This is a genomic window from Faecalispora jeddahensis, assembly GCF_000577335.1.
Taxonomy (GTDB): domain Bacteria; phylum Bacillota; class Clostridia; order Oscillospirales; family Acutalibacteraceae; genus Faecalispora; species Faecalispora jeddahensis.
Genome location: NZ_CBYL010000026.1, coordinates 16263 through 32246, shown reverse-complemented (window position 1 = coordinate 32246; position 15984 = coordinate 16263). Strand labels below are relative to the sequence as shown.

The window sequence follows — 15984 nt, the reverse complement described above, 5'->3', positions numbered from 1 at the left end:
GCTGAATCATACTGATCCGGCAGCTCGGTCCGACTGGTACCTAAAAAAGCGAGAGCGTATATTTTTGCTCTCGCTTTCAACCGTTCTGTCAGATAAAATACTCGATGGTGTTTGCGGGCGTTTTCTGCGTTTCTGTGTTAAACAGCAGAATCGCTTCTCTGGTTTCGGTGGGGCCAAGCGCATACGGGCTGCGGCCGGAGCCGTTCAAAAGCTCGTACGAGACCCGGCGGTTCCTGCTCAGAGGCATGTCCAGAATAATCTCGATCCCCTTCTGCTGGAACGGCTTTTTCCGGTAATATGGGTCGAACAGGTAAATGCTCTCTTCATCGGCGGCGGTCAAAAGCACATAGTGCCAGTAGCCATAACGCAGCCGCACCACAGCCGCTCCGCCCTGCTGCAGGGCGGAGACAATTTTGCTGTTCTGGTGGATGCACACGTCCCGCCCTGTCAAATATTCGCAGTGGATCGGAAATTTTTTCACCTTGCCGAACTGATTCAGCCAGTCGCTCAGGAACATCATCGCCATGCGCGACGTTCCATTTTTCCCAAATTCTCCTTTTCCGTTATAGGAATCGAGGCAATAAAGCATAATATGCTTGATGATGTCCGGCGGGATTTCCTCCCGCCGGAACAAATAGCTGATGGCGTTGAGCAGCGTGGTGGGGCCGCAGTCGTATTCGGTTGTTTGGTAATTCAGCGGATTTTTCATAAATATCTCTCAATCATTCCAGAGTAATCAGCAGCCGGGCCAGCTCGGCTAACTGAATCATTTCTTCTACGGGGGCGTATTCCTCCAGTGAATGGCACTGGTACATCGCGCTCGACACGACAAGCCCCGTAATGCCGTTTTGGGCAAATACGTTATTATCGCTGCCGCCAAACGTCTTTTCCAGCGTTCCGGGCAGGTTTATCTCGCGGCAGGCCCGCTGGAACCGCTCTATCACGGGGTGATCCTTCGGGGTTTCGTAGGCCCGGCAGCCGAGCTTTTCCTCAAACTCCACTGTGGCGCCGAATGCCGCCGCGGAAGTTTCGAACTGTTTATGTACCTTCTCAGCCAGAGAAAGCGCCGTTTCATGGGAATAGCTGCGGATTTCACCGGTGACTGTGCACAGATCAGGGATGACATTGTTTCCCTTTCCGCCCTGGATCGTACCGATGTTCAGCGTCGTATCCGAGTCGATCTGCCCCAGCTTCAGGGCGGCTACCGCACTGGCCGCGGCCTGAACGGCGTGGATGCCCTTGTGCGGGGCAAAACCCGCGTGCGACGCCAGCCCGTGAACAACAGCGGTGAAGGACAGAATCGTCGGTGCCTGGTAGGCCGCTGTTCCCGCGGGGCCGGAATAATCGAGAACGTAGGCTTCTTTGGAGCGCACCCGCGAAAAATCAAACTGTTCCGCGCCCTTGCAGTAGATTTCCTCTGCAATCGTGAACAATACCTCCACCGGGCGGTGATTCAGCTTTTGCTCCTGAATCACGCGAAGCGTTTCCAGGATCGCGGCGATTCCCGAGCAGTCATCCGCGCCAAGAACGGTGCTCCCCTCGCTGTGCAGAACGCCGTTTTCCAGTATGGCCCGTTTTCCGGAGGACGGCTCCACCGTATCCATGTGTGACCCCAGCAACAAAGGCGGCAGGCTGCTGTCACCCTCTAAAAATCCATACAGATTCCCGCTGGTTCCGCCCAGACGCTCGCCCGCGTCGTCCTCCTGTACCGTCAGGCCCAGTGCGGTGAGCTCGCTCTTCAGGTAGTCGGCTATCTGCCTTTCCCCAAGGGTGGGGCTGTCAATGGTAATCAGTCTGGTGAATTGCTCGATTAACCGCTCTTTGTTTGTCAGCATGGTTGCACCTCATTTTCTGCTCCTCAAATGGATCGCTGTGTGATGGATGGTTTACCCGCGGCCAAAGCCGCTCATATGTTTCTCTCTTTTGTCAAACGGATCGCCGCCAGACAAGAAAAACAATTTCATATATATCATGTATGTTTTAAATCATAGTGTGAAGTAAGGAATTTGTCAACCTAAATTTTCATATTGTTGGATGCAAATCCATGAGAAGATGCTGTGAAAACGACAAAAAGAAATCTTGGGCGGTGCACTCCGTCTTGCAAGCCTTAAAAAGAAGAAAGAAAGCGGCCGTTCCCGTGTAAAATAATTATAAAAAAATGGATTTCACTATCTGCATTGTTGGGGTTTCGCTGTTATTATCAAAATGAACCGTGAGGATACCGCCCGCCGATTTTTCGCGTCCCGAATGATCTTAAGGAAGAACTCGGGGGAAAATATCCGGAAGGAGCCGTCGTTACAGTGAATCTGATTGTTCAATTTATTGAGCTGAACTGCTACGCTTTGATCATATTGTTTTTTGTCTTTCGGAATGTACGCCGTCAGGACCGCCAGTATTTTCCGGATCAGCGGCTTTTTTTGTCGATCATCTGCGCTGTTGCCGCAATGCTGCTTCTGGATACGCTGATGTGGATGATTGACGGCAGACCGGGACGCATTTTCCGCATCCTGTCGTCGGGGGCGATGGTGGCCTACAATGCCCTCAATCCGGTGATCTGCCTGCTTTGGTACCTGTATGTGGATTTCTATATTTTTGGAAGCCGGAAACGCATGCGCAGCTACATGCATTTTTTGCTGATTCCGGTGGCATTCAATCTGGTGCTCTCCGTTGTCAGTGTTTTTGGGAATATTTATTTTGTCCTCGACGAATATAATACTTACCATCGCGGCAAATACATCATCATTTTAATGATCATCTGCCTGATTTATGTGATTGCCACCAGCCTGCTGCTGTTTGTCAATCGAAAGCGTATGACCTTCAAAGAGTTTTCCAGCCTTTTTCTGTTTGGGCTTTTTCCGACCGTCGGTGCGGTGATCCAGTTCCTCATGCCCAGGGGCGTTTTGATCTGGGCCTGTACCACGCTGTCAATCCTGATGCTGTACATCAATATTCAGAACGACCAGCTGAGAACAGACTATTTAACGGGGCTCTATAACCGCCGGTATCTCGACCATTACCTCTCCGTGAAGGTCAAAACCAGGGATAACCGCCTGCTGGCCGGCCTGATGATCGATCTGGATTCCTTTAAAAAAATTAACGATGAGTATGGACACGACAGCGGGGATCAGGCGCTGCGGAATGTATCCCGGATCTTACGGCAGACGTTCCGCCGCCAGGATTTTATCTCGCGTTACGGCGGCGATGAGTTTGTGGTGGTGATGGAAATTCAGGATTCCTGCGAACTGAAAGAAATCCTTGAAAGGCTGCATAAGAATATCGAGATATTTAACCGCCAGAATGTTGTACCCTATGAGATCGGGCTGACGATTGGCTGCGACTGCTTTGACCGAAAGGAAGGCTTGACGGCCTCTTCCTTCCTCACCCGGATCGACCGGCTGATGTATTTAAACAAGCAGAAGAATGAGGAGCAGAACCAGTGTGAAGACGAAGACTAACTGGGCTGGTTCAGCCCCTGCAAAAATAAAATAATGCAAAAAAAGCCATGGGGCATTTTATGCTCCATGGCTCTTTTTCAGTCCGCTGCTTTGCCTGTTCTTTCACAGGCTTATGTTGGCGTTCCCGTGGTATCCCGTGCTCCAGAATACGGAACGTTTCTTTGAAAGCTTCGCGCAAATAATTTTTCAGCGCTGCAAATGCTGAAGCGCCTTGCGCAGGGTCAGTACAATGGGCGTGCCGATCAGCACAATGCCCGCGCATTTGATGGCAGTGGAGGTGGAGATCAGACCGATGATCAGGCTCAGCGCAGGAGTCCCCGTCTTTTCTAAAATCTGAGCAGCATACAGCAGATATAGCATGGCGTATACGCCAAAGGTGTTGGTCAGGTTGCCGATTGCCAAACTGATTGCCACAGAGAGTGTTTCTTTGCCCTTAAACTGGGGCAGCAGCTTTTGCAGCCCGCGGTAGCTGAAATAAGTAGTCACCGGGATGATGACGCGGGGAAGAATCGAAACCAGCGGGTTTACGAAAAATGGATCCAGAACCGAGACCGGCGAGATCAGCGCAATGAGCAGGGTGCAGACACCAAAGGCAAAAGCCACCATCAATCCTTCGGATAAGCCGAACAGAATCGCCGTGATGAGAATCGGCACATGCGCAATGGTAATGCGGATCATGGGCAGCGTAATCGCGCCCAGGGGGGTGTTGAGCATCACCACTGTCAAAGCGATCATCATGCCCACCACGGTCAGTCGCTGCGCGGAAAAGGATGTGTGCGAAAGGGGTTTTGTGTTGGCTGTAGACATTTTGTTCTCTCCTTACTGCCGCTCCGGTTATTGTGGATGCGGCGCAACAAATTTTTGCGCACATGGCGCGCTTTCTATATGAAAGACCGTTATTCGGGCTGTCGTTCGAAAAGATACGGCGCTCAAATCAATAGATACAGACTTTCAGACGTTATTGTAACGCAGGACAGTGTAAAAGACAATTATTTTATCATTTTTAACAAGAAGAGTAGATTTTTTAGTTTAATCGGGACAAGCGGGCTTGCAGAATGGGCGGTAAAGCTCCGCTTGAAAGGGCAGAGGATGAACGCCCGATAAATGATCTTTAGGCGTAAAAAACGCCAGTTCCTCAGTAAAAACACGGTTTACTGAGAGGACTGGCGCCAGGTGTATCAGAGAATACGAATGCTGTCATTCCGGCAGAGACTTTTGGTCAAAATAGGTTTTCAGTACCACTGCGGTCTGCGACATGCCAAAGGAGCGGATTTCAGACAGCTGGCTTTCCAGCTCTTCAGAATCGGCGACATGAATTTTTAAAAGGGCGTTGTATGGCCCGATAATATGGTGATGCTCCGTAATGGCCGGGTTGTCCTTGGTAAAGGTGCAGAAGCGCGCGTAAGTGTCCGGCGGCACGTTGATCATGATATAAGCCGCCAGCTTTTTACCGGCTGCCGCAAAATCCAGCTTGGCCCGAAAGGCACGAATTGCGCCGGAATCGCGCAGCTGGGCAATCCGTTCCGAAACGGCAGGCGCGGTCAGACCCACCTGACGCCCGATTTCACGCATCGGGGTCTTGCAGTCCTGCTGCAGAATATTCATAATTCTGATATCCGTCTGATCCATGGAACGGCTCCTTCTCGCGAAAAACATTTTGTAAAGCATAAGACGCACTTTACCGAACAATAGTAAGCAAATGGATTATACCACAAAACAAGTTCGCTGTACAGATTCCCAGGCCGGATGCTATAATAAATACACATTCAAAGAGGCCCGCAAAGGGCCGTGAAAAATCATTTGTTGATACAGTTTTGACAGGAGGGACTTTCATGCAGCGCTTAAATCTTCCAATTACCGGCATATGCTCGTTTGGCAAATATCCCATCTGTACCGATCTGGAGCAACTGGACGCCGATATTGCCGTTTTAGGTGCACCTGTTGACTTTGCAGTAGGGTATATGAGCGGCGCGCGCCTTGGGCCTCGCCGTATTCGAGAGGCTTCTACCCAGTATAGCCGCGGTGAAACCGGCTATTACGATTTTGAACATGACTGCCAGCGGCTGGCTGCTCCTTTAAAGATTGTGGATTGCGGCGACGCGGATATTCTTCAGGCAGATCCGCAGCACACTTTCGACGCAATTTCAGACGGTGTCAGAGGGATTCTCAGACGCGGCGCGGTGCCGATTGTACTCGGCGGTGACCATTCGATCAGCGCGCCGGTGGGCAACGCCCTTGAAGAGCTTGGGGAAGAAATCTGCGTAGTGCAGTTCGACGCGCATTTAGACTGGAATGACCATGTCGGTCCGCTCCGCTACGGCAACGGCAGTCCCATGCGCCGTTTGTCTGAAATGGATCACATCGGCCCCATGATTCAGATTGGCCTTCGCGGCATCGGCAGCAGTAAGAAAACAGATTTTGATGATGCCAAAAAATATGGCAGCGTTCTCATTTCCTCGCGCGAAGCCGACCAAATGGGGGTAGAGGGCGTACTGGCCAGAGTTCCCAAGGCGAAAAATTATTATATTACCGTAGACATTGATGGTTTCGATATGTCGATTGCGCCCGGCGTGGCGTCGCCGTATCCCGGCGGCCTGCTGTTTGACCAGGTGTGCGACATCATTTCCGGGGTGGCAAAAATGGGCCGTATCGTCGCGGCAGATTTGGTAGAAATCGCTCCTTCGTTTGACCCCTCCGGAATTACAGTACGTCTCGGCGCATTGATGATGCTGCACACCATGGGTCAGATTGAGGCCCAGATCAAGGAACAACGTCAGAACTCTTGATCTAATCCAATGATTTTGCGTACACCTCTTTTTTATCATTACCATAAAATAACTCAACGAAAGCAGGCAGCCCGCCGACCAGCAGGGCTGCCTGTTTTCGTTTCTGAATAAAGTTGGTTCCTGAATGATTGATTTTCTTCCCTTCTGCCATGTGGAAGAGGGAAGCAGAAATGGGTTGATCTGTTCAGGTGTGGGTTCAATGTATTCTGCCTGGAAGTTTCTGTCCGGAATGTGTGCAAAGCCGCAGAAAAAGAGGAGGGAGCAACACTGTTCCGGCTCTTTGGCAGGTATTCCGGCCGCCAAAAAACCCGGGAAAATGTTGCTCCGTGGCAGAAGTCAAGCACCTAGTTGTGCAAGAACGTATTAGCAAAGTTAAGAGAGAAGCGTTCGGCGGAGCGGCAGGCAGAATGTCACTCCGCCGAATTTTTCTCTGTAGTAAGGAGAGGGTTTACCGTTTGTGAACGATCTCACCGTTTTTGATGACGGTTTCGACCAAGTTAATAGCAGTATGGTAGGGCAGAAAATGAATCGAAGGGTATTTCAGAAGAATGATATCCGCCTGTTTGCCGGGCTCGATGCTGCCGATCCGGTCGGCTCTGTCTACCGCTGCTGCACCGTTGATGGTAAGAGCGGTGATGGCCTCTTCGATCGACAGACCCATGTAAATGCAGGCGAGTGCAATCATCAGGGGAATGGAGTTGGTAAAGCAGCTGCCGGGGTTCAGGTCGCTGCCAAGGGCAACCGCCGCGCCCTCATCGATCATTTTGCGGGCTTTCGCGTACGGTTCCTTCAGGCAGAACGCCGTGCAGGGCAGAACGTTGCAGATCACGCCGGCCTTGGCCATGTCTGCAATCCCCTTGTCAGAGCTTTGCAGAAGATGCTCGGCGGAAACAGCGCCCATTTCGGCTGCCAGTTCAGCGCCGCCCAGCTGAACAATTTCATCGGCATGAATCTTGAGCTTAAAGCCCATCTTCTTTGCCTCTGTCATATAGTGGCGGGAATCTTCAACGGAAAATACATTCTTCTCCGTAAAAATATCCGCGAATTCAGCAAGGTTTTCTTCCTTTACCACAGGCATGACTTCATGGAGCAGAAAATCGATGAAATCACGCTCGCGGCCCTTGTATTCCGGCAGAACGCTGTGCGGACCCATAAACGTGGAGACAACGTCCACACAGTGTGTGCTGTTCAACTCTTTCATGGCGCGAAGCTGCTTTAATTCGGTTTCCTTATCCAGCCCGTAGCCGCTTTTTCCTTCCACGGTGGTCACGCCGAATTCCAGCATGCGGTCGAGCCGGTCGCGGCCCGCTTCCACCAGTTCTTCCAGCGATGCCGCGCGGGTTTTTGAAACAGTCGCATTAATTCCGCCGCCGCGTTCCATAATGGACATGTAGCTGTCGCCCTTCAGGCGCCAGGAGAATTCATCCGCGCGGTAACCGCCGAACACAAAGTGCGTGTGAGAATCCACGAATCCTGGCATAACCGTTTTGCCCGTCGCATCGATGATCTCGCAGTCGATTCCGCTGCACTGCTGTTTCAGCTGCTCGGTCGTGCCGACAGCGACGATCTTGTCGCCGTCGATCAGAACCGCGCCATCCTTGATCATTCCGATGTCGGACATGTCTTTGCCGTGCTTCGGCCCTTTCCCGGCGCAGGTAACCAGCTCTGCGGCATGGCAGATCAGTTTTTTGCTCATGATCGGTTCCTCCGCTTTCTTATTTCACGATTTTATCGTAGGTCTTGTTAATGAGATCGTCAGAGGCGATATAAGGCATTGTAATCGCGTCAGAGTCCTTACGGGTTTGGTTATACTCCGCAACGGTCTCAATGGAATGCTCGCAGCGCGCCCAGCTTCTTCTGGCGACGCCGATCATGGTATCCCACGGGATCGAAGCCATCAGAATGTCGTCCACGCGTTTGCTGCCGTCGAGCACCATGCCGAAGCCGCCGTTGATGGACTTGCTGATGCCTACGCCGCCGCCGTTGTGCAGAGCCACCAGGCTCATGCCGCGCGCCGCGTTGCCGGCATAACAGTGAATCGCCATATCGGCGGTCACATTGCTGCCGTCGTAGATGTTCGAGGTCTCGCGGAAGGGAGAATCGGTTCCGCCGGTGTCGTGGTGGTCACGGCCGAGCATTACGGGGCCGATTTCGCCGTTTCTGACCATCTCGTTGAATTTCAGGGCGATGTCGCGGCGGCCAAGCGCATCCTGATACAGAATGCGGCACTGGGTGCCGACAACCAGCTTGTGCTCTTCCGCGTCGCGGATCCAGATGTAGTTGTCACGGTCTGCGCCGCGGCGGTTGGGATCGATGATGGACATGGCGGCGTGGTCGGTTTTGCGCAGATCCTCCGGCTTGCGGGACAGGCAGCACCAGCGGAACGGGCCATAGCCATAGTCGAACAGCATCGGGCCCATGATGTCTTCCACATAGGAGGGGAAGATGAAGCCTTCGCTTGTGTCCTCGCCGTTTTTGGCAATATCTTTCGCGCCGGCGTCGAATACGGCCTTCATAAAGGCGTTGCCGTAATCGAAGAAGTAAGAGCCGCGCTCTACCAGCGTTTTAATCAGGTGATAGTGCTTGATCAGGGATTCGTCGACCTTCTTGCAGAAGGTTTCCTTGTCGGAGTTCAGCATCTCGGTGCGCTCGTCAAAGCTCATTCCCTGCGGGCAGTAGCCGCCGTCGTACGGCACATGGCAGGAGGTCTGGTCGGAGAGCAGGTCGATGTGAATGTTGTGGTCCACGGCGTACTGCAGCAGATCTACAATATTACCGTGATAAGCGATGGAAAGAACCTCTTTCTTTTCCATAGCGTCCTTTGCCCAGGCAAAAGCGTCTTCCAGAGTTTCGGCCACCTTGCCGACCCAGCCCTGGCTGTGGCGGGTTTCAATGCGGGAAGCGTCCACTTCGGCAACAATGCCTACGCCGCCGGCGATTTCAACCGCCTTGGGCTGCGCGCCGCTCATGCCGCCCAGGCCCGAGGTAACAAACAGGTGTCCGCGCAGATCGCCGTCCTGCGGAATACCTAGAACCTTGCGGCCCGCGTTGAGCAGAGTGTTGAAGGTGCCGTGGACGATGCCCTGCGGCCCAATGTACATCCAGCCGCCGGCAGTCATCTGGCCGTAGCTGGAAACGCCCATTGCGGTGGCCTTGGCCCAGTCGTGCGGATTGTCGAACATACCGATCATCAGGCCGTTGGTGATAATCACGCGGGGGCTGGTCTTATGGGACTTAAACAGACCCATCGGGTGGCCGGACATCATGACAAGCGTCTGTTCGTCAGTCAGCGCTTCCAGATATTTTTTGATCAACTGATACTGCATCCAGTTCTGGCAGACCTGGCCGGTCTCGCCGTAGGTAACCAGCTCGTAGGGGTACAGGGCCACTTCGTGGTCCAGGTTGTTATCGATCATGACCTGGAACGCCTTGCCTTCTACACAGTTGCCCTTGTACTCGTCGATGGGCTTGCCGTAGATGCGATCCTTCGGCATGAAGCGATAGCCGTAGATGCGGCCCCGTGTCATCAGCTCCTCCAGGAACTCCGGAGCAAGCTGCTCGTGAAGCTCTTCCGGAACATAACGCAGCGCGTTTTTCAGAGCGAGCTTGATCTCTCTTTCGTTCAAGGTCAACTCACGCTTCGGTGCGCGGCGAACACCCTCTTTGAAGGTGGGATATTCCGGCAGAACGGGGTCGAGTTTGATTGTCATAGCATTACCGATCTCAATATTGTTCATGTGGTAGAACCTCCTTTGCAAATACATAGTAGCACAGCGCTGTCTAAATAACGTCTATAATAAGCGGGGATGACTTAAAAAAATTTGAATTCATAGATGCTTTTTCATGAAAGATCGTGTATAATAAAATGCAGAGGAGAAATTTGAGCCGATTCGTTCTGTTTTTTTGTTGAATATGAGAAAGAGGGTTTCCGTTATGCCGACTATTTCTTTCCAACTTTTGCAGACCCCGAGAGTTTTGTTAGACGGACAGCAGGTTTTGCTTCCGTTTAAAAAGGCAGAAGCGCTGCTGTATTGCCTGGCCCTGAAAAAGACGATTTCAAGGGAACAGGCCGCGAATCTGCTGTGGGATTCCGACGATTCGCAGGTGGCCAAAAAGAATCTGCGCCATACGCTTTATACGATTAAAAAGACGTTTGATCTGGAACTGATTGTTTCGCCGAAAAAGCACCTGCTTACGCTGAACCCCGAGCTCAGCTACGATATCGACTATGACAACTTCATGAAGAATCGTGATTTCTCGCTGTGCGACGGCGAGCTGATGCAGGGCTTCAGCCTGAAAAACGCGGACGTGTTCGAAAACTGGCTGGATATGGAGCGTACCGAGCTCAAGGAGTATTATCTGCGCCAACTGTACGACAGCATGATTCAGGCCGCGGGCAAGGATGTTTCTGAGACGGAGTCGCTGTTTGCCAAATATGTCAAGAAAGATCCGCTGGACGAGCGCGTCTATCAGCTGATGATGGAATGCTACCAGAGAAACGGCCTCTATTATAAAGGGATCAAGGTGTATCAGAACATCAGCAAGCTGCTCAACGCCGAGCTGCGCATCGCGCCGTGCGCCGAGCTTTCTCAGCTGCACCGCGAGCTGCTCAGCGCGTGGACGCAGTCGAGCACCGAAGAGCCCGAGCAGCCGATGGTGCACGTGATTGGCCGCAAGGAAGAGATGCAGTATCTGATGAAATCGTACCGCTCGTTTTTGCTTGGAACCCCCACGGCCATTTTTGTTCTGGGTGACAACGGCGTCGGAAAAACATACCTCATCAATCATTTTTTTGACAGCATCGGTGAGGATTCCTGCATTGTGCTGAAAACCATTTGCTTTCAGGAGGAGCGGGAGTTTATTCTCCAGCCCTGGAACACCATTATGCTGCAGCTCGATCAATACATTCGCAGCCATAACATTACGGTTCCCGCAAACTACATGAACCACATCAACACGCTGTTCCCGCTGTTCGGCGACCGGCCTCTTTCGCTGCAGGTGCCGGAGGACATCATGATCTCTTACAATTACCGCACCACCCGCAACAGCGTGCTCAAGCTGTTTTCTCTCGTGGGGGAGGAAACGCCTATCATCCTGTTTTTCGATAACATTCAGTTTATGGATAACCTCAGCCTCGAGCTGCTCTCGCTGATTATCCGCGAGCGCAACCCTAATATTATGTGCATCTGCACCTGCCTGGATGTACAGACCCCGCAGCTGCAAAAGCAGATCAATGCGCTGCTGCGCGAAAAGTTCGCCACACAGCTTCTGCTGGAGCCTTTCAGCGAGCAGGTGGTCAAGGATATTCTCGCCGACCGTCTGGGACCGGATGCTCTGAACGATCAGATCATCCGCCATATTTACCAGGATTCGGAGGGCAACGGCTTTTTTCTCGATCTGCTGATGAGCTACCTGACACAGGATGCGGGTGCGTCCGGCGTACACATGCCGTCGAATCCGCAGGATATCCTGCTGGCCCGGCTGGAGGAGCTTTCCACCGATTCGCGGCAGCTGCTCGACACTATCTCGGTCTGCCCCGAGTCCATCACGCTCGATATCGTCGAATATATCTTCAACCGCAACACCTTAGAGATCATAGAATTGACGGATGATCTCAAGCAGCGCAGTCTGATCCGCGAAAAAGTGTCGGACGGGCAGATCCGTTTCCAGTTCCGCCACGCGAAAATGCAGGATTTCGTCCATTCGCAGCTTTCGCCCTCCAAGCGCAGGCTGCTGCACGCCCGCGTCGCCAATTATTACGAGCAGGCGGCCGAACTGGTTCATAACAACAGCTGGTATCAGCGGGTGATCTATCATTACGCGCAGGCGGGCAACGACGCCAAGGTGCTGCAGTATAAGATTTTGAGCCTTTCGGATTATTCCCGCTTTAATTATGAGCTGTATCCGATTCTGCAATTACAAAAGGATTCGGCACTAAAGGCGCCGAAGCAGCTGACCAAGTATTTTGACGAGCTGACGGCGGAGCTGGTTCGTCTGTATAACTACCAGCCGAACGCGCTGGATTTTGCCGAGATGGAAACGTGGCTGTATCTTGTGATCGGCAAATACTGCATTTCGCAGGGACAGTACAAAAAGGGGCTCGACGCGATTCACCGCAGCCTGAGCCATGCCGAATACCTGGAGGAACACCCGCAGATGCATATTGCCTGCCTGCGCCAGCTCACTTTCTACGGAATTCAGGTGGGGGATACCGGGCTGATGTGCGAAAACATTCAGAAGAGCATGGAGATCGCGAAGGAGAACCGCCTTGGGATCGATTACGCGATCGAATGCCGGCTGTACGGGCTGTACCTGCTGATGTGCGGCCGATACGACGAAAGCCGCGAGCAGCTGAATCAGGCCATCAACCGGTTTGAATCCGCATCGCTGGATGCCCAGAACTACGTGCTGAATCTTGCGGCCTGCTACAATTATCTGGGCGAGGTGGAGCGCAAGCAGCAGAATTTTGAGCGCTCGCTGGAATATTACGACCGTGCGCTGGAAATCTGCAGCGACCGCAAATACCCCAAAAATCCCACATTCTATTCCAATCAGGCGCGCGCACTGCTTGCGTTGGGCAAGAAGGAGCAGGCGGCCGACCGTTTCTTTACCTCGAATAAGCTGTACGACGCCTCCAACATCCTAGTAGGGCGCGGCATCACCAAATCCTACTGTGCGCTGCTGTACGCGGCCGAGGGGAACTTTAAGGACTCAAAGCCCCTGCTCGCAGAGGCAGAACGACATGCGCAGATGCTGGCTTCGCCCATGTCTTTGGGCATTCTGGAGCGGATTAAGGCGATCCTGATCAAAAACTATCCCGAAGAGTTCACCGACGTGATTCCGGAGGGCTTTGAAGCGTGCTGTGCGAACGCCGAAAAATACATGGGGCACCTGCCGGGGGCCTATGAGTTGTACCTGCCGCTGGAGCTGGCGGACACGACAATTTAAACGGAAAAAAGACGCACACATGGTATGCTATAGCAAATTCAAATCAGAGTCGGAAAGTAGAGTGTTCTCTCCCCGCCTTCGGCGGGGAGAGAACGAAATTTATTCCGCACGATTCTTAGGAAATTGCTGTAAGGGCAGAACATCATACCGGAGAACTGCCGGTATGCAGGAAAGGAGCTTTCGAGTGAAGTTTTCGATCAGAGTAGCCGATCCCGCGGGCAATATCACTATTTTTGTACTGGGCGATGTGCCGCCGGAGCAGTATGCCCCCGTTGCGGCAAAGCTGCTGTCCATGGAAGAGTACCATGCAGAACAGGTGGCTTTTCAGGTACCGCCGCGCATGGGCGCACAGGGCCGCATTCAGATGATGGGCGGCGAGTTCTGCGGCAACGCTACCCGCAGCTTCGGGTATTTGCTCAGCACGCAGCTTCCTGGGACCCCCGATACCGTAATTGTAGAGGTCAGCGGCGCCGAACAGCCCCTCACCGTGCAGATTGACCGGGAGGGCGGCCGGTGCGAAACGGAAATGCCGCTGCCCGTTGGAACGATTCAGATTCCGTTTGACGGTCAGGAATACAATGCCGTTTGCTTTGACGGAATTGTACATACCATCGTTCCCGGAGAAGCCAAAGGGGAGGCGTTTGTCCGGGAACTGCTTGCGGCAGTTCAGGCGGCCGCACCCGCCAGCGCCTACGGAATCCTTTTCCTGAACGGACAAAACATGGTGCCCGTTGTGTATGTGTGCGACACAGATTCCCTGATCTGGGAGAGCAGCTGCGGCAGCGGTTCTATGGCAGTTGCGGTGTTTCTGGCTTTGCAGCAGGGGGACGGCGAGCATCGTTTCAGCCTGCACCAGCCCGGCGGCGTGATCGAAGCTGCCGCCGCCATCGAAAACGGCAAGGTTATCCGCTGCCGCATGGGCGGCCCGGTGAGCCTGTCGGAAGAAATTATCATTACTCTGCCCGAATTCTGATTTTTCTTTGCATTCCCAAAGCCCGCCAACGGCCTTGTGCTGTTGGCGGGCGTTTTCTGTGCAGAGGGCCATAAGCCCCGCTGAGAAATTGAAAAAATTATCTTTCGATAGACAGCATGGCGGCTTTTGACGCGTGAATTCTGGTCGTATCAAAAACAGGCAGGTCGGTATCCTGCTGCCGAATCAGCATCCCGATTTCCGTACAGCCGAGAATGACTCCCTCAGCGCCGCGCCTGGAAAGCGCTTTGATGATATCCCGATACTTTTCCTTTGAAATTTCCGAAATGATCCCCAAACATAATTCCTTATAAATGATATTGTTTACCGTTTCAATTTCCTGTTCATCCGGGATCAGAACAGTAATTCCCGCACGCGTCAGCTTTTCCTTATAAAAATCCTGTGTCATGGTATATTTGGTTCCAAGCAATGCGACCGTTGTAATGTTGCAGCGCTTTAATTCATCCGCTGTCGCTTCGGCGATATGTAGGATCGGGATGCCGATTTTGCTTTGAATCTGGGGCGCTACCTTGTGCATGGTATTGGTGCAGATCACAATAAAATCCGCTCCGGCTTTTTCCAGGTTCCGGGCCGCTGAGGAGAGAATATCCGCGCTTTTATCCCAATCACCGTCCGCCTGGCACTTTTCGATTTCTGCAAAATCCACACTGTACAGCAGGATTTTTGCGGAATGCAGTCCGCCCAACTCTTGGTTTACGATTTCATTGATGACCTGATAATAAGTAACCGTGCTTTCCCAGCTCATCCCGCCAATCAGTCCGATCGTTTTCAAGATGATTCCCCCTTTGATCATATTTTGGAGTCTCTCTACCTACTGTCAACTCTTTGTGCTTTGAGTCAATTCGCTCACTATTTTCTCGCTATACCTCAAAAAATTCCCTGGCATACGCCACGGTGCCGTTCAGTTTACGCGGCTTGCCTTGCAGGTCAAGCGCCATATAATTTTTACTTGGAACATCAAACGGCGCTTGTATGCCATATTGTTCTGCCGGTACATATCCTGCCTTTGGGTAATATTCTTCACTGCCCAGAACCACCGAAAATCTGTAGCCCATCTGAGCGGCAATTTGATGCCCACGAGCCATGAGTGCTGTTCCGATCCCCTGGTGCTGATATTCCGGCAAAACGGAAAGCGGCGCCAAAGCCAGTTCCGTTTGATCGCCTATGCGGATTTTGGTAAATAGAATATGCGCAACAACCTCACCGTTTTCTTCGGCGACCAAAGAGAGCTCCGGCACATATGCCTCGCTTTTTCGCAGCGCAGCAACCAAGTCCTGCTCGTTGCCGTCGCAACGTTCCGCTTTCTCAAACGCTTTCTGAACCACCTGATACACTTTTTCAGAATCACTTTTTTGTTCTTGACGAATGATCATTTTGCCCTCCTTAAACCGGGATTGATATGTCTGTCAAAAATACTTCCGGGATGTTGTTTTTTCTAAGCTGATAACGTTGTACCTGTGACAGCGGAATTGTATAGTGATGCTCTGACTTCTTGTATTTCCCGTTATCAATATCCTCGTACAGGTCACTGATAAAGCAAAACCATTCCTTTGTGCCGCCAATATTGTGGGCAAAGGTCTGAAAGTATCCAAAGCCATCCCCAAGATAGAAAACCTCTAATGCCAAAGCCAAATCGCAATTCTCATCCAGAAGCATTTGTTTCGGTACATCAAACCCATTATCCCAATTGTAATCTTGAAGTACTGCCTTCATCTTTTCATATGTCATATACTTCCCCTGTGAATTTCTATTTTGCTGAGTATTTTGTCAACAATACTTTTATACTTCTCCGTTCCTTTGCATC

The 15984-nt window shown here is 52.1% G+C and carries 13 protein-coding genes; 4 read left to right on the top strand and 9 right to left on the bottom strand.

The features are described 5' to 3' along the window. Nucleotides 1-88: 88 nt before the first annotated feature. Both TY09_RS10940 and TY09_RS10935 read right to left on the bottom strand, forming a co-directional pair. Nucleotides 89-709 carry a peptidase C39 gene (locus tag TY09_RS10940; RefSeq protein ID WP_009065411.1) on the bottom strand — a complete coding sequence of 207 codons (621 nt, stop codon included), beginning with the start codon at nt 707-709 and terminating at the stop codon, nt 89-91. Nucleotides 710-722: 13 nt separating this feature from the next. After that, the gene (locus tag TY09_RS10935; protein ID WP_009065469.1) at nt 723-1835 is read right to left on the bottom strand and encodes a M20/M25/M40 family metallo-hydrolase; all 1113 of its coding nucleotides are present in this window, start codon (nt 1833-1835) and stop codon (nt 723-725) included. A 465-nt stretch (nt 1836-2300) separates the two neighbouring features. Here TY09_RS10935 and TY09_RS10930 point away from each other — a divergent pair, with 465 nt between their 5' ends. Beyond that, the gene (locus TY09_RS10930; RefSeq protein ID WP_042434224.1) at nt 2301-3455 is read left to right on the top strand and encodes a GGDEF domain-containing protein; all 1155 of its coding nucleotides are present in this window, start codon (nt 2301-2303) and stop codon (nt 3453-3455) included. Nucleotides 3456-3641: 186 nt separating this feature from the next. Here the strand turns inward: TY09_RS10930 and TY09_RS10925 are convergent, their stop codons facing one another. Beyond that, the gene (locus tag TY09_RS10925) at nt 3642-4262 is read right to left on the bottom strand and encodes an ECF transporter S component (protein WP_052335607.1); all 621 of its coding nucleotides are present in this window, start codon (nt 4260-4262) and stop codon (nt 3642-3644) included. 390 nt (nt 4263-4652) lie between these two features. Then, nucleotides 4653-5084, bottom strand: a complete 432-nt coding sequence (locus TY09_RS10920; protein WP_042434221.1) for an Lrp/AsnC family transcriptional regulator — start codon at nt 5082-5084, stop codon at nt 4653-4655. A 203-nt stretch (nt 5085-5287) separates the two neighbouring features. Between TY09_RS10920 and TY09_RS10915 the strand changes: the two genes are divergently transcribed. After that, the gene (locus tag TY09_RS10915) at nt 5288-6241 is read left to right on the top strand and encodes an agmatinase (RefSeq protein ID WP_009065407.1); all 954 of its coding nucleotides are present in this window, start codon (nt 5288-5290) and stop codon (nt 6239-6241) included. 448 nt (nt 6242-6689) lie between these two features. Here the strand turns inward: TY09_RS10915 and hutI are convergent, their stop codons facing one another. Next, a complete protein-coding gene (hutI, locus tag TY09_RS10910; RefSeq protein ID WP_042434218.1) occupies nt 6690-7937 on the bottom strand; it encodes an imidazolonepropionase in 1248 nt (415 codons plus the stop codon). Between the two features lie 19 nt (nt 7938-7956). Further along, a complete protein-coding gene (locus TY09_RS10905) occupies nt 7957-9978 on the bottom strand; it encodes a urocanate hydratase (RefSeq protein ID WP_042434215.1) in 2022 nt (673 codons plus the stop codon). A 196-nt stretch (nt 9979-10174) separates the two neighbouring features. Here TY09_RS10905 and TY09_RS10900 point away from each other — a divergent pair, with 196 nt between their 5' ends. Both TY09_RS10900 and TY09_RS10895 read left to right on the top strand, forming a co-directional pair. Next, nucleotides 10175-13189 (top strand): AAA family ATPase, encoded by a 3015-nt coding sequence (locus TY09_RS10900; protein ID WP_042434212.1) that lies wholly within the window; start codon nt 10175-10177, stop codon nt 13187-13189. 184 nt (nt 13190-13373) lie between these two features. Next, a complete protein-coding gene (locus TY09_RS10895; protein WP_042434209.1) occupies nt 13374-14162 on the top strand; it encodes a hypothetical protein in 789 nt (262 codons plus the stop codon). Between the two features lie 97 nt (nt 14163-14259). Here TY09_RS10895 and TY09_RS10890 read toward each other — a convergent pair whose 3' ends face one another. The 3 genes from TY09_RS10890 to TY09_RS10880 all read right to left on the bottom strand — a co-directional run bounded on the left by TY09_RS10890 (nt 14260) and on the right by TY09_RS10880 (nt 15908). Next, nucleotides 14260-14952 carry an aspartate/glutamate racemase family protein gene (locus TY09_RS10890; protein ID WP_187119603.1) on the bottom strand — a complete coding sequence of 231 codons (693 nt, stop codon included), beginning with the start codon at nt 14950-14952 and terminating at the stop codon, nt 14260-14262. 88 nt (nt 14953-15040) lie between these two features. Next, entirely contained in the window at nt 15041-15553 is a 513-nt protein-coding gene (locus TY09_RS10885) for a GNAT family N-acetyltransferase (RefSeq protein ID WP_042434207.1), read from the bottom strand. Nucleotides 15554-15563: 10 nt separating this feature from the next. Next, the gene (locus tag TY09_RS10880) at nt 15564-15908 is read right to left on the bottom strand and encodes a DUF4274 domain-containing protein (RefSeq protein WP_042434203.1); all 345 of its coding nucleotides are present in this window, start codon (nt 15906-15908) and stop codon (nt 15564-15566) included. Nucleotides 15909-15984: the final 76 nt, after the last annotated feature.